Origin of the sequence: Hymenobacter polaris, from assembly GCF_012927305.1 — a bacterium.
Classification (GTDB): domain Bacteria; phylum Bacteroidota; class Bacteroidia; order Cytophagales; family Hymenobacteraceae; genus Hymenobacter; species Hymenobacter polaris.
On sequence record NZ_JABBGH010000001.1, the window covers coordinates 1,686,272 to 1,703,203 of the forward strand.

The following is a 16,932-nucleotide window of genomic DNA, read 5'->3' on the forward strand; positions in this document are numbered from 1 at the left end:
CGGCGGCGCACCTTTGCGCCATGAAATGGCTCCGCTTTCCGCACCCGCTGGTGCTGCTCACGTTTTTCATTTTGCTGGCCGCGGTGCTCACCTACCTGCTGCCCGCCGGCGAGTTTAGCCGCCGCCCCAACGCGGCCACCGGGCGCGAGGTGGTGGTGCCCGGCTCGTACCACCGCGTGGCAGCCGCGCCAGTGGGTGCCTGGCAGGCGCTGCTCAGCGTGCCCAGGGGCCTGGCCGACGCGGGCGCGGTGGTATTCCTGATATTTCTGGCCGGCGGCGCCTTCACGGTGGTTGACCAGACCGGGGCCCTACGCTTCGGCGTCGATTGGCTGCTGCGCCACGCCCACGGGCGCGAGGTGGCGGTTATTCCGCTGGTGAGTTTGCTTTTTGCCACCATGGGGGCCCTAGAGAATATGGGCGAAGAGATTATTGCCCTGGTGCCGGTGCTGCTGGTGCTGATGCGGCGCCTGGGCTACCCGGTCCTCACGGCGGTGGCGGCCAGCTTGGGGGCCTCGCTGGTGGGCGCGGCCTTTAGCCCCATCAATCCTTTTCAGGTGGGCATTGCCCAGCAGCTGGCGCAGCTGCCGCTGCTGTCGGGGGCGGGCTACCGACTGGTATTTCTGGGGCTGGCGCTGCTGTGGTGGGTGGGCGGCACGGTGCGCCACGCCCGCCGCTACCGCGTGGTGCCCGAGCTGCTGCCCGTGGCCTCAGCCGCCCAGGACACCCTAGGGCCCCCGGCCGCAGGCAACGGCCGCCACGGCTTGGTGCTGGTAGTCCTGCTGGCGGCCTTTACCTTTTTCGCCTACGGGGTGGTGCGCCTGGGCTGGGACTTCGAGCAGATGGCGGCGCTATTTCTGGGGCTGGGGCTAGCGACGGGGCTGCTGGGGGGCCTAGGGCTGGCGGGCACCGCCGAAGGCTTCGTGGCGGGCTTCCGCGACATTGCCTTTTCGGCCATTCTCATCGGGTTTGCGCGGGCCATTTTTGTGGTGCTCCAGCAGGGCCACGTCGTCGATACCATTGTGCGGGGCCTGGCCGCGCCCCTCGGGCACCTGCCGGTGGCGCTGGCGGCCCTGGGCATGGTGGGCGCCCAGGCGGCCCTGCACCTGCCGGTGCCCAGCGTCAGCGGCCAGGCCGTGCTGACGATGCCGCTGCTGGTGCCCCTCTCCGACCTCATCGGCCTCTCGCGCCAGGTAACGGTGCTGGCCTACCAGTACGGCGCCGGCCTCACCGACTTGGTGACGCCCACCAATGGCGCGCTCATGGCCATGCTGGCCGCCTGCGGCGTGCGCTACGAGGCGTGGCTGCGCTTTGCCGGGCCGCTCTTCGCCGGGCTGCTGGCCCTAGGGGCCGCCGGGGTGCTGCTGGGCATTTGGGTGGGGGTGTAACTTAATTAGCTTGAACCCGAGCTGCTCTCAAGTAACAATAGACTCGCAAATTATTATCTTCTAGCTCAATATGAAATTTTCCTACCTGGTTTACTACCGCCTGAATGAACTTTAGATTTTGCGTTATCGGCATTGGCGGCCGGCCTTCGCGGCGGGTTGCTATGCGGGGAAAATCCAACCATTCTATTTCTCGATATCCATACCAACCCCTAGGCGGTCCTGAAACCATAGCTTCCATTGCCTCTTGGTAGTAGTCAAACCCAAAGGAGGTGTTTTCGTCGAACAGTAAATGACGCATCTGGCCCTCCGCCTCCCAGAGCAGCTTTACTCGACACTCCTGCACTTCATCAGCGTGCGTAATTAAAGCGTGCAGAAGTTTTACCCACTTACGATTACTCATATAGGGTAGCAGTGAGTTGGCCGCAATTAGCTTGTCTAATTGCTTGTCATCAGGTTGAATAGTCTTCTTATGCATCTGCCTAAATGGGCCATAGCTCCCTTTTTTAGCAAGTAACAAATCTTCTTCCACATGCCTACTTCTGACGCCCTCCGCTATCCCATCGGCCCAGCGCCCTTGCTGCGCGGCCCCCTCACTCCGGCCGAGCGAGCCGACTACCAGCAGCAGTTGGCCGACTTACCCGCGCAGCTGGCGGCCGCGGCCCAGCGCCTGGGCCCCGAGAGCCTGGCCTACCCCTACCGCCCCGGCGGCTGGACCGGCCACCAGGTTATTCACCACGTGGCCGACTCGCACCTCAACGCCTACTGCCGCTTCCGCCTGGCCCTGACGGAGGATAACCCCACCATCAAGCCCTACGACGAAGCCGCCTGGGCCGCGCTGCCCGACGTGGCAACCGAGCCCGTAGCGGTGTCGCTGGCGCTGCTGGCCAGCCTGCACCAGCGCTGGGTGGCGCTGCTCGACCATCTGCCAAGCACCGACTGGCAGCGCACGTTTTACCACCCCGGCAATCGCCAGACTACCACGCTCGACCAGGCCCTGGCTACCTACGCCTGGCACGGGCGCCACCACCTGGCCCACCTGGGGCTGCTGGCAGGGGCCTAGGCAACCATTGGGCCGGCTGCGGGTTAGGATTAGGTTTTCGCCCTTTCCTTCTACTATATGACCTCGCCTAGCCCTTTGGCCGCCGATGAAGCCGTGCGCTTCCCCATTGGCCGCGCGCAGCTGCCTACAGCCCCGCTCACGGCCGCCGAGCGCGCCCCCTACATCCAGCAGCTAGCCGACCTACCCGCGCAGCTAACCGCCACCGCGCGCCGCGTGGGCGGCGAGCGCCTGCAGCTGCCCTACCGCCCCGGCGGCTGGACCGGGCGCCAGGTTATTCACCACCTGGCCGATACGCACGCGCAGCTCTACAGCCGCTTCCGCCTGGCCCTGACGGAGGACAACCCCACCGTGCGCCCCTTCGACGAGGCCGGTTGGGCCGAGCTGCCCGACGTGGTCGCTACGCCCATCACTTTGTCCCTGAGCTTGTTGGATAGCCTGCACCAGCGCTGGGTAATCCTGCTGCAACACCTCAGCGAGGCGCAGTGGCAGCGCACCTTCTACCACCCGCGCTACCACACCACCCTCACCCTCGAGCAGGCGCTGGTGCAGTACGCCTGGCACGGCCGCCACCACCTAGGCCACCTGGAGCTACTGGACGAGCCGGTGAAATAGTCAGGTAATGAACTGATAAATAGTGCTTAAAACAGGCGGTTGTGCTGAGCTTGTCGAAGCATCTCTACCAAACAATACGGAGTGGTAGAGATGCTTCGACAGGCTCAGCATGGCCGCCTGTTTTAAGCACTATTTACTATTTCACTTATTGCCGTTGCGCACCATACTAGTGTTTTTGCCGTAGCGGCGCAGGCTTTTTTCGGCGTTTGGGTTCAGTTTGACGGCTTTTTCGAGGTCGCGGCGGGCTTCCTTGGGGCGGTCGTAGCTGGCGTAGCTGATGCCGCGGTACTCCAGAGCATCGGCGTAGGTCGAATCGATGGCCAGGGCGCGGGTAAAATCGGCCACGGCGGCCTTGTACTGGTACATCTGCATCTTGGCTACGCCGCGACCGAAGAAGGCTTCCTTGTCGTCGGGGCGCAGGCGCACCGCTCCGCTAAAATCGGTCGAGGCCGGCTTGTATTCGCGCAGCATCAGCTCGTTTACCCCCTTGTTGTAGTACACGTCGGGGTTGCCGCGCATGGTGCGCAGGGCCGCTACGTAGTCGGGCTTGGCTTCCTTGTAGTTCTTGAGGTTGGAGTTGGCCTTGGCCCGCTCAAACAGCGCGCGGCCGTCCTTGGGCTTGGTTTTGAGCACCAGGTTGGCGCGGGCCAGCTGGTACTTGTAGTCCGTAACGGTCATCTTGCGCTCGGCGGCGCGGGCCACCGACGCCTCCTTGGCCGAGGGTGCGCTGGGGTCGAGGGTGGCGGTGGCCGCCTCGGCCGCGGGCGCATCCAGCACGTCGGCCGGAATGGCGGCCGTGCTGGCGCTGGCGCCGGCGTCAGCGGCGGCCGGGTCAGGGGCGGGCAGCGCGGCCGGGTCGGGCGTGCTGGGGGCCGTGGTATTGGCAATGGCCGTGGGGCTGCTAATGGAGTTGGGCCGGTCGGTTTCGGTAGTGGAGGCGCAGCCGCTAGCCACCAGCAGGGCGAGGGTGGCAACCGGCAGCGTATTGAATAACAGGGACTTCATAGGGTAGTAAATAAGTAAGTAGGCCGGCTACGCGCCGGCGCTTCAGGGCCTTGTACGGAAAAGCCCGTCCGTGGTGGCACCCGCCCGGCGCCGGGGCCGAACCCTAGGGGCAGCGGCGCGGTTATCTTTGCCAGCCCCGCCCCGGCGGGCGCCGTTTTTCTTACCGTTTTCTTTGTTCAAACAACCTCATGGCATTGCAATTTGACCTGGTAGTTATTGGCTCGGGCCCCGGCGGCTACGTGGCGGCTATTCGCGCCGCTCAGCTCGGGCTGAAAGTGGGCGTGGTAGAGCGCGAGTCGCTCGGGGGCATCTGCCTCAACTGGGGCTGCATCCCCACCAAAGCCCTGCTCAAGAGCGCCCAGGTGTACGAATACCTGCTGCACGCGCAGGACTACGGCCTGAGCGCGGGCCAACCGGGCTTCGACTTCGCGGCCGTGATTAAGCGCAGCCGCGGCGTAGCCGAGGGCATGAGCAAGGGCATTCAGTTTTTGTTTAAGAAAAACAAGATTGAGGTAGTGAGCGGCGTAGGTAAGCTGCTGGCCCCCGGCAAGGTGGAAGTAACCAAGGCCGACGGCACCAAAGAAACCGTGGAGGCCAAGAGCATTATCCTGGCTACCGGCGCCCGCGCCCGCCAGCTGCCCAACCTGCCCATCGACGATAAGAAAATTATCGGCTACCGCAAGGCCATGACCCCCGACGCGCTGCCCAAGCGCCTGGTGGTGGTGGGCTCGGGGGCCATCGGCGTCGAGTTTGCCTATTTCTACCGCTCCTTAGGGTCGGAAGTGACCATCGTGGAGTACCTGCCCCGCATCGTGCCGGTGGAGGACGAGGAGGTGTCGCGCCAGATGGAAAAGTCCTACAAAAAGATGGGCATCAACATCTTGACGCAGGCCGAAGTAACCCAGGTGGACACCAGCGGCGCGGGCTGCGTGGTGACGGTGAAAACCCAGAAGGGCGAGCAAAAAATCGAGTGCGACGTGGTGCTGAGCGCCGTGGGCGTGCAAACCAACCTCGAAAACCTGGGCCTGGAGGAGCTGGGCATCAAGACCGAGCGCGGCCGGGTGCTGGTGGATGACTTCTACCAAACCAACGTGCCGGGCATCTACGCCATCGGCGATATTATTCCGGGCCCGGCCCTGGCCCACGTGGCCTCGGCCGAGGGCATTATCTGCGTGGAGAAGCTGACCGGCCACAACCCCGAGAAGCTCAACTACACCAACATCCCCGGCTGCACCTACGCCCAGCCCGAAATCGCGTCGGTGGGCTTCACCGAAGCTGAGGCTAAGGCCAAGGGCTACGATGTGCGGGTGGGTAAGTTCCCGTTCTCGGCCAGCGGCAAGGCCTCGGCCGCCGGCGTGAAGGACGGCTTCGTGAAGGTGATTTTCGACAAAAAGTACGGCGAGTGGCTGGGCGCCCACATGATTGGGGCCAACGTGACGGAGATGATTGCTGAGGTGGTAGTAGCCCGCAAGCTCGAAACCACCGGCCACGAAATCATCAAGTCGGTGCACCCCCACCCCACCATGAGCGAGGCCATTATGGAGGCTACCGCCGCCGCCTACGACGAGGTAATCCACTTGTAGGGCCCTAGGGCCTTGCGCACAAAAAAGCCCCGCTCGATTACGAGCAGGGCTTTTTTAAGTGCGTTATAGCCGCGACTACTGCTTGGCAATTACGTTGAAGTCGAGGGTAAACTCGTCGTAGATGGCCTTGTCGCCGATGCTGTCGAAGAAGGTTTTCGAGCCGTACTTCAGGCCGTACTTGGTGCGGTCGATGGTCACTTTGCCCGAGGCCGAGGCCACGCCGTTCTTCACGCCCACGGCCGCCGGGAAGCTGATGCGGTTGGTTACGCCCTTAATGGTCATGTCGCCGGTGATGGTGGCGTTGGGGGTTTTCGAGTCGGCGGGCGCGCCGGCCAGGGGCGTTACGCTGGTGATTTTGAAGGTAGAAGTCGGGAACTTCTCGGCGCCGAAGAAGTCGTCGCTCGTCATGTGGCCCACAAACTTGGCGTGGTTGCCTGAGTCGGTGATGTCGGTGGCTTTCAGCGACTTCATATCTACCGTTGCCATGCCGCCCACTACCATATTGCCCCGCACTTCCAGGTCGCCGCCCGTAAACTGCATGGTGCCGTTGTGGCCGTGCGTCACGGCTTTGCCTTCCCAACCCAGGGTGCTGAGCTGCGGCTGCAGCTTATAGGTAGCGACGGCGGCCGAAGCCGAGGTTTTCATGGCCTTTTGGGCGAAGGCGGCCGGAGCAGCCAGCAGGGCTACGCCCAACAGGGCGGGCAGCAAAATCTTTTTCATTCGAAAAGAGGGGAGAAAAAAGGGAGGTGGAAGGATAGCTAACTCGCTAAGCAAGTACTAGGCCCGAATTTTATCGAGCAGGGTATTCAGGGTTTTCAGCTCCGCGTCGGTCAAGGCTTCGAAGCCGTTGCGCAGGGGGTCTACCAGGCCCTCGGCATCTATCTGCTGCAGCAGGCGCAGCCCGGCTTCGGTGATGCGGATATCGACGGCGCGCCGATTGGCGGGGCACACGGTGCGCGTCACCAGCCGCTTTTCCTCCAGCTTGTCGACGATGCGCGAGGCATTGCTGGTTTTATCCAGCATCCGGTCGATGAGCAGGGCCACGGTAGCGGGCTTGGGGTGCTGCCCACGCAAAATGCGCAACACGTTAAATTGCGGCAGCGTAAGGCCTAGGGGCCGAAAAACGGCCGCTTGGCGCTGTTGCAGCCACCCGGCCGTAAATACAATGTTGAGGTGGGCTTTTTGCCCTTCACTTTGGAAGGTAGCCTGCTTAATTTCGTCTTCGAGGCGCACTGGAGCAGGGTTGTTTTCGGGTGCAAATTTAATGTACCTACATCAAATACCTACTGTTAGTTCCAAAATAATTCGCCTTTTTTCCGACGGCCGGCTCGAAAACCGTTTAGCTGCCCCTTGCTTTGCACTTCGCACCTCTTTCTTACACCCGCTCTATTCTTATGCGTTTCTTCTCGTTTTTGGGTTCTGCGGCCCTAGGGCTAGCTTTTATGGCCCTGCCACACGTGGGCGCGGCCCAGCCCTCGGGGGGCCTGCCCGTCAAGCCTACCCGCAACACGCAATATGTATTTCGCAACGGGGTAGTGTATGAGCGCATTGGCAGCCAGGCAACCCCGCTGGTGCGCAACATTCGCCTGCCCAACGGCACCAAGGTGAACGTGAAAAGCGGCATCGTGGAGTTTCCGAGCGGCAAGATTACCAGCCTGCACGAGGGCGACTACCTCAATGCCGAGGGGGGCCTCGTATTTGCCACGCCCGCCAGCGCCGCCGCCGCCCGCGGCGACTATGCCGTGGCGGCCAACGCCAAGTACGACCAGTACGTGCACGTAGGCACGGTCATCGCCCCCGCTGCCGTGCCCGGCGTCAATGCCGACTCGGCGGCCGTGCGGGAAGTGCTGCTGCAGCAAAAGATTGAGCTGCTCAACCGCAAAATCACCTTGCTCCAGCAAACTCACCCCAACGCCCCCAGCACCAGCGCCGTCGACAAGCAACTGCAAACCATTGACGCGCGGCTAAGCTCGATGAAGAAACCCTAGGGGGTTGGGAGTTGCTCAAATGGGTAATTCCTAACTTTTAACTTCTAACTCAACTAAGTCGCCAGCTTCCTCGCGCACCAGGCCAAATGGTTCGTCGCGGATAATGAGGATGCCGTCGAGGTCGTGCAGGTCGGCCAAGGCGCTCACCTGCAGCGCCGACCAGATGCCAAGCGAGGTTTCGACCATGCAGCCAATCATGGGCACCAGGCCGTGGGCGCGGGTTGCTCGCAGCAGCTCAATGCCGCGCCTGTAACCGCCAGCCTTCATCAGCTTCATATTCACGCCGTGAAACTGCCGGGCAATGTCGGCAAAATCGGCTTCATCGGTCACCGACTCGTCGGCTAGCAGCGGCACCGTCACCCTAGGGCGCAGGTAGCGGTAGTCGGCGGCCAGGGCGGCGGGCAGCGGCTGCTCGAGGTAGCGCATGGCCAAGCCCGGCACGGCGGCGGCTGCTTCCAGAAACTGCAGCAGGCTGTCGGCATCGCGCCAGGCTTCGTTGCCGTCTACCAGCAGCGGCCGGCCGGGGGCGGCGGCGGCCACGGCACGCAGCAGCTCCAGCCCCTCAGCTTGGTTCACCTTCACTTTCAAGAGCTTAAAGCGCTCGGCGCCTTGCGCCTGCAGCCAGCCGGCCACCTCGCCGGGCGCCATAATGGGCAGCGTGAGGGCCGTGGGTACCCGCGGGGCCGGCCGCGGCACCCCCAAAAATTGCCACACCGGCTGCCCGGCGCGGGCGGCCAGGCAATGGGTGAGGGCACTTTCGAGGGCGAAGGCTAGCGCGTGGGCCACCGGCTGCGCGGCCAGCAGCGCCGCCAGGTCGGGCAGCGTATCGACCGCCGCCAGCCCTAGGGCCAGCAAACTGGCAAACTGGCTTTGCAGCAGCTCGGGCGACTCGCCGTAGCGCACGTTGGGGGCTGCCTCGCCGCGGCCAGTGGTGCCGGCCTGGGTGGCGCTCAGCACCAGGTTAGTTTTGGTGGTCGAGGCATTGCGCGAGATTTTCCAAACGTAGCGCAGCGGCAGCTCCAGGGCGGTCAGGGTCCAGGCGGTAGGCATGGCGCAAAGATGGCGGGTAGCTGGGGTAGGCAAGGCTGCTCGAAACTCAGCGGCCGGTTGGGCGCCGCCAGCGCCGCGCCGCTGGCCTTGGCAGCCGGGCCGGGCCTAGGGCCTCGCCGCCGGGTCGGGCCGCCGTGGCGTTACTTTACACCCTAATTCGCTTTTCGTTTTTGATTTTTGCTGGCATGAAATTTCCGCGCTTGCTCGGAGCAGCGGCCGGGCTCCTCCTGGTGGCCCTGCTACTGACGGTCCTTATCGCCTACGGCTACCTGTCCCTGCCGCCCGCCGTGGGGGCCGCGGCGCGCTGGCTGGCCCTGGGGGCGCTGGCGCTGGCCGTGGCCCAGCGCCGCTCGCTCACCCTCTGGATTGCCCTGAGCATGTTGGTAGGCATCGAGCTGGGCCACGACGCGCCCGGCGTGGCGCTGCCCCTCAAAGTACTGAGCGACATCTTCCTGCGCCTGGTCAAAACCATTATCGCGCCGCTCGTTTTTGCCACGCTGGTGGTGGGCATCGCTGGCCACGCCGACCTGAAGCAGGTGGGACGCATGGGTATTAAAGCGTTGGTTTACTTCGAGGTAATCACCACATTTGCCCTCTTTATCGGCCTAGGAGCCATCAACCTCACCCAGGCCGGCGCCGGCGTGCAGCGCCCCGCCACCGAGGCCGGCGCCGATGTGCTAGCCGCCGCCCCCAAGCAAACGGCCGCCGACATCATCCTGCACATCTTCCCCGAAAACATTGCCAAGTCGGTGGCCGAGGGGCAGGTGCTGCAAGTGGTTATCTTCGCCATCATCTTCGCCATTGGCCTGGCCCTCACGCCGGCCGGCCCGCGCCAGCGCATGCTGGGCTTCTGCGAAAGCCTGAGCGAGGTGATGTTCAAGTTCACCAACGTGGTCATGTACTTCGCGCCCCTCGGGGTGGGTGGGGCGCTGGCCTACACCGTGGGCAAGCTCGGGCTGGCGCCGCTGCTCAATGCCTTCAAGCTGCTGCTCACGCTCTACGGGGCTCTCATCGCCTTCATCTTCTTGGTGCTCTTGCCGGTAGCTCTCCTTGCCCGGCTGCCGCTGCGGCGCTTCATCGCGGCCGTGGCCGAGCCCGTGAGCATCGCCTTCGCCACCACCAGCAGCGAAGCGGCCCTACCCCGCGCCATGGAAGCCATGGAGGGCATCGGCGTGCCGCGCCGGGTGGTGGCGTTCGTGATGCCCACCGGCTACTCCTTCAACCTCGACGGCACCACGCTCTACCTCTCGCTGGCGGCCATCTTCGTGGCCCAGGCGGCGGGCGTGCCCCTCACCTTTGGGCAGCAATTGCTCATGGTATTCACCCTCATGCTCACCAGCAAGGGTGTGGCGGGCGTGCCCAGGGCCTCGCTGGTAATTTTACTGGCCACCGTGGCCTCGTTCAACCTGCCCGATTGGCCCGTGTTCATCATCCTGGGCATCGACGCGCTCATGGACATGGCCCGCACCGCCGTCAACGTGCTCGGCAACTGCCTAGCCTCGGCCGTGGTAGCGCGCTGGGAGGGCGAGTTTGTGGACAACTACGTGCCCGCCCCCGACCTGCTGGCGCCCGAGCCCGCCCCGGTTCTGCACTAGCGCGGGGGCACCTACAGCCCTACTGAACGCCCTGCCCGACTGGCGCCCGCTAGCAGCGCAGGACGTTTGCCTACGTAGCCAGCACCTAGGGTCGTTTTTAAGCTAGGGGACGTGGTAGTCGCAATGGTTCAGTCTTTCGCGGCGGCTTTGCTCCCCCAGTCGGTGACGGCGCATCGAGCCCCCCGGCCACCGGCCCGCTTACCCGCTGGCGCCGCTTTCCACTGCCCGAATCCACCACCCAGCCCTAGGCGGCAATAGTCGCCTGCATAGCCCCTGGCGCAGCACACGCCGCGGCCTGTTGGAAGCCCGTCGGCATTAAGGTAAACCCGGTGCCCGAGCGGTCGGCCTGGCCGATTTGCTGAATGGTGGCGCCTGGTGAAGATTGAGTCCGAGTTCTTAGGGCACTAAGGCCTAGCGCAAGCAGCAATACTCTGGTTATCATGGGCAAGAGAGCCGAAAGCTTCGCGAGAATAGCCGACGTAGTGCCTCACCCCCGGCCCAGCGCCGCCAAAATGATAAAGCCCGCTAGCTCTAGAGCTAGCGGGCTTTGCTTCTTCGGAATACCCTAAGGCTACTTCAGCACGGCCAGGGTCACACCGTCGCCGCCGCGGTCGGCGTGCTCGTCGCCCAGGCTAGCTACCTGGCGGGTTTGGCGCAGGTAGTCGCGCACCACCTGGCGCAGCACGCCGTTGCCGCGCCCGTGCAGGATGCGCATCTCCGGGATGCCGAGCATGGTGGCGTCGTCCACGAAGCCCATAAGCTTGGTGAGGGCGTCTTCGGCGCGCTCGCCGCGCAGGTCGAGCGTGGGGTTGAAGGCGGCCATGCGGCCGGTCACGTCGAGGGTGGGGCCGGAGTTGGCGGCGGCGGTTTTGCGCAGGGCGGCTTCGCGCTCGCGGGCTTCGGCGCGGCTCAGCTTTTCGAGCTGGCTGACTTTCACCAGTGTCTTGAGGCCGCCAAAGAGCACCTCGGCCGTTTTGCCCTTCACGCTCACGACCTCGCCGTGGCCCTCCTGGCCCAAGATGGCTACGCGGTCGCCGGCGGCCAGGGTGCCGGGCTCGGCCAGCTCGCGGCTGGGGCGGGCCCTAGGGGGCTCTACCTGCAGCTTTTCACGCACGAAGGTGTCGAGCTTCTCGCGGGCCTGCTTGGTGGTTTCCTTGTCGGCCTGCGAGCGGCGAATCTCGCTGATGGTGGCCTCGATTTGTTGGTTGGTATCGCGCAGTAGCTTCTGGGCCTCTTGCTTAGCGGCGCGCAGGCGCTCCAGGCGGCTGTCCTCCAGATGCTTCTTCAAATCCAGGTATTCCTGGGTGAACTTGCGCAGGCCGTTTTGCAGCCGCTCGGTTTCGCGCAGCTTGGCTTCCAGCTCGGTCTTGTCCTTTTCGAGGCCTTCGAGCAGCTGGTCGTAGCGGATTTTATCCTTGCCCACTAGCTGCGAGGCGCGCTCCACGATGCCCTTGGGCAGCCCAATCTTGCGGGCAATTTCGATGGCGAAACTGCTGCCCGGCTTGCCGGTTTCGAGGCGGTAGAGGGGCTGCAGGCGCTCGGGGTCGTAGCGCATGGCGCCGTTCACGAGGCCCTCGGTGCGCTCGGCAAAGTTCTTGAGGTTAGTGTAGTGCGTGGTAATGACCCCAAATGCCCGCTCGCGGTTCAGGGTTTCCAGCACGGCTTCGGCAATGGCGCCCCCTAGGGTCGGCTCGGTGCCGGTGCCAAACTCGTCAATCAGCACCAGGCTTTTCTTATTGGCCAGGGTCACAAACTGCTTCATGGCCAGCAGGTGCGAGGAGTAGGTGCTCAGGTCGTTTTCCAGGCTCTGCTCGTCGCCGATATCTAGCAGGATGTCCTCGAACATACCGGCCTCTGAGTAGTCGTCGCAGGGAATGAGCAGGCCGCACTGCAGCATGTACTGCACCAGGCCTACTGTCTTGAGGGCCACCGACTTACCGCCCGCGTTGGGGCCCGAAATGACCAGGATGCGCTGCTCGGGCGTCAGCTCCACGTCGAGCGGCACCACCTGGCGCTTCTCGGCTTCGGCGGCGGTTTTGTTGTGGTCGCGGAAGGTGAGGGCCAGTACCGGGTGGCGCACGCCGCGCCAGCGCACTAGCGGCTTGGCGCTCAGCTCAGGTAGCTGGGCGTCCAGCTCGCGGGCCAGCCGGGCCTTGGCGCGCACGAAGTCAAGGCGGCCCAGGTAGTTGTAGGCTTTCTTGAGGTCGGGCAGGTGGGGGCGCAGCTGGTCGGTGAGGCTGGTGAGGATGCGAATCAGCTCGCGCTGGTAGGCGTTTTCCAAGTCCTTGATGTCGTTGTTCAACTCAAACACCTCCGTGGGCTCGATGTACACGGTTTGGCCCGAGGCGCTTTCGTCGTGAATCAGGCCGCGCACCCGGCGCTTGTGCTCGGCAATGACGGGCAGCACCAGGCGCCCACCCCGGATGGTCGGCTCCGAGTCGCTGGGAATCCAGCCCTCGCTTTTGGCGTGGCGCAGCACCGTGGCCAGCTGCCGCCGCAGCTGCCCCTGCCGGGCAATCAGCTCCTGCCGAATCTGGCGCAGCAGCGGCGAGGCATCGTCGCGCACCTGGCCTTCGTCGTCCACCACTTTGTCGAGCGCCGCCAGCAGGTTGCGGTCGGCCTGGATGCCGATGCCCAGCAGGCGCAGGTTGGGGTAGAGCCCTTCGGCGGCCTGGCTGAAAAAGGTAAGCGCCTCGCGGATAGTGCGCAAGCTCATCTTCACCTCGTAGAACGAGGCCACGTCGAGATAGGCACCAGGCAGGGCCGCGCGCGTGAGGGCGGCAGTCACGTCGTGGTAGTGGGCCTGCGGAAACTCAGCCCCGGCGTTCAGAATCTGGGCAAACTCGTCGGTCTGCTCGAGCTGCTTGCGCAGGAAGTCGGGGTTGGTCAGGAACTGCATCCGGGCCACGTACTGCCGCCCGAGGGCCGAAAGGCAGAGCTGCTCCAGCAGGTCGCGCAACGGGGTGAAGCCGATTTTGGCCTCAAAATTTTGGGGTACTAGCAAGTCGGAAAGAAGCGGGAGTTCTGGTAGTTACTTACAAAGGTAGAACACCGGGCAGGGGCGGAAAATTCGCCGCTAGAAGCCTAGGGCCGCTCGTAGTAAAAGTTGGCCCACACCAGCAGGTACGGCAGGCCAATGAGCAGCAGCGGTAAGTAGGCCGGGCCCGGCGCATCGTGGCTGATGCCCCACGCCACCGCGGCTGCCCCTAGGGCCAGCAGCGCCCACAGCACCTTAGTAGCGAGCGGACTGGTAAAATACTTCTCCAAGGCATCTGGCTCCTGCGCTATCTCGGCGCCGGGGTGGGCCTGATTGTAGCGCCGAATGGCTTGCTTAAATGCTTCTTCCATCGTCCAGAACTCTTTGTGAAATCGACCGCTCAGCACGATTTTCGCCCCTTCCCTGGGGTAAAGCAGCAGTTTATTGTCGTTTTTGGTCCACTCGAAGCGGTAGGCCCGCAGGTCGGCAAACTGGTAGCCTACCACTGGGCCATCAGCCGGATTGGCCCAGGTAATGCAGTCGGGGTCTACCTGCACCCAAGCCGGTTGCCGCAGCAATGCGCTGTAAAACACCAGCGGCCCAAAAACGGCTAGGTAATATACCGGCAGTAGCCAGCCTAGGTGCAGCGGGGGGAGCAGCAGGGTAAGCGGCAAAACGGCGGCCCACCCCCACAGCAGCCACCGCAATCGGCGGGGGTTAGTAAGCCGCAGGTCAAATCTCATAGCGCCCGCTTCATCGCCCGCCATCCCTCACCCGTTACAGCGCCATACCAGCGCCGCCACTACCGCCACGGCTACGAAGGCGCCCAGGCGCAACGCTAGAAACACCCAGGCGGGCAACTCAGGACCTTTAGAGTTTTCCATAGCTGGCTCTACGGCCAAGCCTGGCGGCTGGTTAGCGCGCGGCAGCGCGGCGGCGCTGGTAATACACTGCCAGGTAGCTGCCAGCCACCAGCACCACCGCAAAGGCAGCCGGCCCGCTTACGCGTACTGCCAGCCAGCCACTTACACCCACTGCTACCCAGGCCCCCACTGCCAGCCGCCGCGCCGCTGCCGACTGGTAAAACGGCGGGCGCACTACCGCAGTGGCCGGCAGGCGTTGCGCCAGCGCCTGTACTAACGGCTCGAGTAGTACAGTGCCCGGTGGGTCGTCGGGCAGGGCGCCGGGACGGTCGGCCAGCCGCAGCACGCGCCCGCCGGCCAGTTCCAGCCGCAGGTAGTACTGCGCCAATACCCGGCCCTGGCTCAGCCAGTGCGAGTACGCCCGGATTTCAGTTAGCGGAATAGTTTCAGGTGGCACTCCCTGGCTTACGCTACGCCCCATGGGTGCCAGCTGCAACTCCTTGGCCGTCAAGGTCAGGCGCAAAGGATAGTAAGTACGCTGCGCGAGTAGCCAAGCGCCGGCCAGCAGTCCGGCGCCTAGCACCAGCCCTAGGGCGCCCCCCGGCCACCAGCCCACGTACCAGCCCCACAGCCCACCCCCTAGCAGGCCAAGCAGGCCGGCGCCAAACAGGCTGGCCCCAAGCACCTGGGTTGCCAGCGGGTCAGTCACCACCTGGCTGCTGAGTGGCCCAGGTGGCGAGGAAATGGCAGCGGAAAGGGTCTTCATGGTCAGCCAACGCCTTCGCCAAAGAGCGCGAAGTCGTACTTCACGGGGTCGTTAGGGTCAAGCAGGCGCAGATTGGCGGTTAGCTCCTCGGCGGCTTGCCAGTCTACCTTGTCGCGCCGCAGCAGGCCTAGGAGGCGGGCCTGGCGCTCAACGTGCACATCAATGGGGCAGATAAGCTCGGCGGGCGAGAGGCGCGTCCAGAGGCCGAAATCGACGCCCTGGCCGTCGCGGCGCACCAGCCAGCGCAGGTACATATTCAGGCGCTTGCAGGCCGAGTTGCGGGCCGGCGTGGCCACGTGCTTGCGGGTGCGGGCGGGCGCCTCGGGCAGGCTGAAGAACAGGTTGTGGAAGTTCACCAGCCGCTCGCGCATGGTGTCGCCCAGCAAAAAGGCGTCTTCCAGCGTATCGTGGCGGCCATAAAACCAGCGCAGCCAATGCACGAAGTATAGCAGGTCGGTGTCGCAGAAGGTGCGGTGGCAGAAGCCGAGCAGCTGCTTCAGGTCCTCGTCCTGGTGCTGCGTCACAAACTGGTAGGGCGCGTCGTCCAGGCGGCGCATCAGCTCGGCCGTTTTCTTGAGGATGGTGGGGCGCTGCCCCCAGGCCAGCAGCGCCGCAAACAGGGCGCTGATTTCCACATCCTGCCGCCGCGAAAACTGGTGCGGAATGCTGATGGGGTCTTTAGCCAAAAAGGCGGGCTGGTTGTAGCGCGCCACGCGCTCGTCGAGCAGCTGGCGCAGGGCGGCCACCCGAGGGGCAGTGAGCGGAAGGGGGCCGGCGGCCGGCGAGGTAACAGACACGAAGCAAACGAAAAAAGCTGGCCAGCGGGGCCTCAGCAAAAATACGCCGCCCGGCCGGGGCTGGGCGGCAGCCGCACCCGGCCGCCTAGGGCCAGGGCTACAAAAAAGGCCCGCGCCCTGGCAGGCGCGGGCCTTTCGGCAGCTTTAGCCGGGGCGCGGGGCCTAGGGCACGTAGCTCGTCTCCACCCGAAACTTGGCGTCGGTGGTGCCGAGCTTGGCCACGGCGCGCGGCGAGAGGCGCACCAGGATGTTGTCGTTCTCGCCCGTGTCGGGCAGCTGGCCAATGACGCGCACGTACACCGTCTGGCCGTTCAGCATGTTCTTGACTTCCATGATGGTGCCCACGGGCGCCGTTTTGTGCAGGGCTAGGTACTTATCGGTGCCGCTGTTGTCGATAACGGCGGCCACGCCGGGCTCGGTGCGGCGGCCGGCCAGCTCGGAGGCGCGGGTGGGGCTGCGCGGGGTTTCCTCCCGGTCGCGCTCCCTGGTCACTACCTTTTCTTTTTCGGGCGCGGGCGCTACGGCAGCCGGCGCGGCGGGCGTCACGGTCGCTACCTCGGCTTCCTTGTCGGGGTCGAGGCGCAGCGGGGTGGTGGGCGCGGTAGCCACCGGCAGGGGTAGCGTGGCCCGCACCGGCACGGCGGCCGGCGCACCCGCTTCGGCAGCGCGCAGCAGCAGCTCCTGGCCGGCGCGCACGCTGCCGGTGCTGGGCAGATGGTTTAGCTCGATGAGGCCGGCCGGCGAGAGGCCGAAGCGCCGGGCAATGCTAAACAGCGTTTCGCCGCGGCCCACGGTGTAGCGGGCGGGCGCGCTGCCGGCCGCGGCAGCAACGGCGGGCAGCGGGCTGGCAGCGGGCGTAGCAGAGTTCGGGGCAGCCGCGCGGGCGGCACCCTGGCCGGGGCGCGGAATAAGCACTATCTGGCCGATGCCGAGGCCATTTTTAAGCTGCGGGTTGTAAGCCAGCAGCTGCTCGGTGCTTACCTTATACTTCTTGGTGAGGCGGAAAAGGTTTTCGCCCTGCGCGACGCGGTAGCGCACCAGGCGCTGCCCGCCGCGCATTTCCTGGCCGATGGAGTCGGCGGGCGGCGCGGGCGGGACCAGCCGGGGCAGCGGGCCATGCAAGGCATTCACAATTAACAGGGAAACTAGCAAGCTCATAAGCTGATACTGGAAAAATCCGCGCCTTGGGCGAGCCTGGGCGGAGGGCAAAGTAAATACCTAGCGGCCGGGCGGCGCTAGCTTCGGGCCGGG

At 64.7% G+C, this 16,932-nt stretch carries 16 protein-coding genes; 6 read left to right on the forward strand and 10 right to left on the reverse strand.

The window, feature by feature from the left end; genetic code table 11:
• Window positions 1-20 precede the first annotated feature (20 nt).
• A complete protein-coding gene (locus tag HHL22_RS07205; protein ID WP_169530253.1) occupies window positions 21-1,385 on the forward strand; it encodes a YfcC family protein in 1,365 nt (454 codons plus the stop codon).
• A 1-nt stretch (window position 1,386) separates the two neighbouring features.
• On the opposite strand, the gene HHL22_RS07210 is transcribed toward HHL22_RS07205, so the two are convergent.
• The gene (locus HHL22_RS07210) at window positions 1,387-1,914 is read right to left on the reverse strand and encodes a DUF6678 family protein (protein ID WP_169530254.1); all 528 of its coding nucleotides are present in this window, start codon (window positions 1,912-1,914) and stop codon (window positions 1,387-1,389) included.
• Between HHL22_RS07210 and HHL22_RS07215 the strand changes: the two genes are divergently transcribed.
• The gene (locus HHL22_RS07215; RefSeq protein WP_169530255.1) at window positions 1,915-2,445 is read left to right on the forward strand and encodes a YfiT family bacillithiol transferase; all 531 of its coding nucleotides are present in this window, start codon (window positions 1,915-1,917) and stop codon (window positions 2,443-2,445) included.
• 57 nt (window positions 2,446-2,502) lie between these two features.
• Window positions 2,503-3,057, forward strand: a complete 555-nt coding sequence (locus HHL22_RS07220) for a YfiT family bacillithiol transferase (protein ID WP_169530256.1) — start codon at window positions 2,503-2,505, stop codon at window positions 3,055-3,057.
• A 141-nt stretch (window positions 3,058-3,198) separates the two neighbouring features.
• On the opposite strand, the gene HHL22_RS07225 is transcribed toward HHL22_RS07220, so the two are convergent.
• The gene (locus tag HHL22_RS07225) at window positions 3,199-4,062 is read right to left on the reverse strand and encodes a tetratricopeptide repeat protein (RefSeq protein ID WP_169530257.1); all 864 of its coding nucleotides are present in this window, start codon (window positions 4,060-4,062) and stop codon (window positions 3,199-3,201) included.
• Between the two features lie 188 nt (window positions 4,063-4,250).
• Here HHL22_RS07225 and lpdA point away from each other — a divergent pair, with 188 nt between their 5' ends.
• Window positions 4,251-5,645: a dihydrolipoyl dehydrogenase gene (gene lpdA, locus HHL22_RS07230; protein WP_169530258.1), complete on the forward strand. Its 1,395-nt coding sequence runs from the start codon at window positions 4,251-4,253 to the stop codon at window positions 5,643-5,645.
• A gap of 75 nt (window positions 5,646-5,720) precedes the next feature.
• On the opposite strand, the gene HHL22_RS07235 is transcribed toward lpdA, so the two are convergent.
• Entirely contained in the window at window positions 5,721-6,365 is a 645-nt protein-coding gene (locus tag HHL22_RS07235; RefSeq protein WP_169530259.1) for a YceI family protein, read from the reverse strand.
• A gap of 57 nt (window positions 6,366-6,422) precedes the next feature.
• On the reverse strand, window positions 6,423-6,878 hold the full coding sequence (locus HHL22_RS07240; protein WP_169530260.1) for a MarR family winged helix-turn-helix transcriptional regulator: 456 nt from the start codon (window positions 6,876-6,878) through the stop codon (window positions 6,423-6,425).
• A 161-nt stretch (window positions 6,879-7,039) separates the two neighbouring features.
• Here HHL22_RS07240 and HHL22_RS07245 point away from each other — a divergent pair, with 161 nt between their 5' ends.
• Complete coding sequence (locus HHL22_RS07245) at window positions 7,040-7,633, forward strand: DUF6799 domain-containing protein (RefSeq protein WP_169530261.1); 594 nt, start codon at window positions 7,040-7,042, stop codon at window positions 7,631-7,633.
• A gap of 30 nt (window positions 7,634-7,663) precedes the next feature.
• Here the strand turns inward: HHL22_RS07245 and HHL22_RS07250 are convergent, their stop codons facing one another.
• The gene (locus tag HHL22_RS07250; RefSeq protein ID WP_169530262.1) at window positions 7,664-8,683 is read right to left on the reverse strand and encodes an enolase C-terminal domain-like protein; all 1,020 of its coding nucleotides are present in this window, start codon (window positions 8,681-8,683) and stop codon (window positions 7,664-7,666) included.
• A 185-nt stretch (window positions 8,684-8,868) separates the two neighbouring features.
• On the opposite strand from HHL22_RS07250, the gene HHL22_RS07255 reads away from it, so the two are divergent.
• A complete protein-coding gene (locus tag HHL22_RS07255) occupies window positions 8,869-10,278 on the forward strand; it encodes a dicarboxylate/amino acid:cation symporter (protein ID WP_169530263.1) in 1,410 nt (469 codons plus the stop codon).
• Between the two features lie 571 nt (window positions 10,279-10,849).
• Here HHL22_RS07255 and HHL22_RS07260 read toward each other — a convergent pair.
• The 5 genes from HHL22_RS07260 to HHL22_RS07280 form a co-directional block, all read right to left on the reverse strand.
• A complete protein-coding gene (locus tag HHL22_RS07260) occupies window positions 10,850-13,282 on the reverse strand; it encodes an endonuclease MutS2 (RefSeq protein ID WP_169530264.1) in 2,433 nt (810 codons plus the stop codon).
• 80 nt (window positions 13,283-13,362) lie between these two features.
• Window positions 13,363-13,962: a hypothetical protein gene (locus HHL22_RS07265; protein WP_169530265.1), complete on the reverse strand. Its 600-nt coding sequence runs from the start codon at window positions 13,960-13,962 to the stop codon at window positions 13,363-13,365.
• A 208-nt stretch (window positions 13,963-14,170) separates the two neighbouring features.
• Entirely contained in the window at window positions 14,171-14,884 is a 714-nt protein-coding gene (locus tag HHL22_RS07270) for a hypothetical protein (RefSeq protein WP_169530266.1), read from the reverse strand.
• A gap of 2 nt (window positions 14,885-14,886) precedes the next feature.
• A complete protein-coding gene (locus HHL22_RS07275; RefSeq protein WP_317172635.1) occupies window positions 14,887-15,681 on the reverse strand; it encodes a TIGR02757 family protein in 795 nt (264 codons plus the stop codon).
• A 162-nt stretch (window positions 15,682-15,843) separates the two neighbouring features.
• Window positions 15,844-16,812 (reverse strand): LysM peptidoglycan-binding domain-containing protein, encoded by a 969-nt coding sequence (locus HHL22_RS07280; protein ID WP_169530267.1) that lies wholly within the window; start codon window positions 16,810-16,812, stop codon window positions 15,844-15,846.
• Window positions 16,813-16,932: the final 120 nt, after the last annotated feature.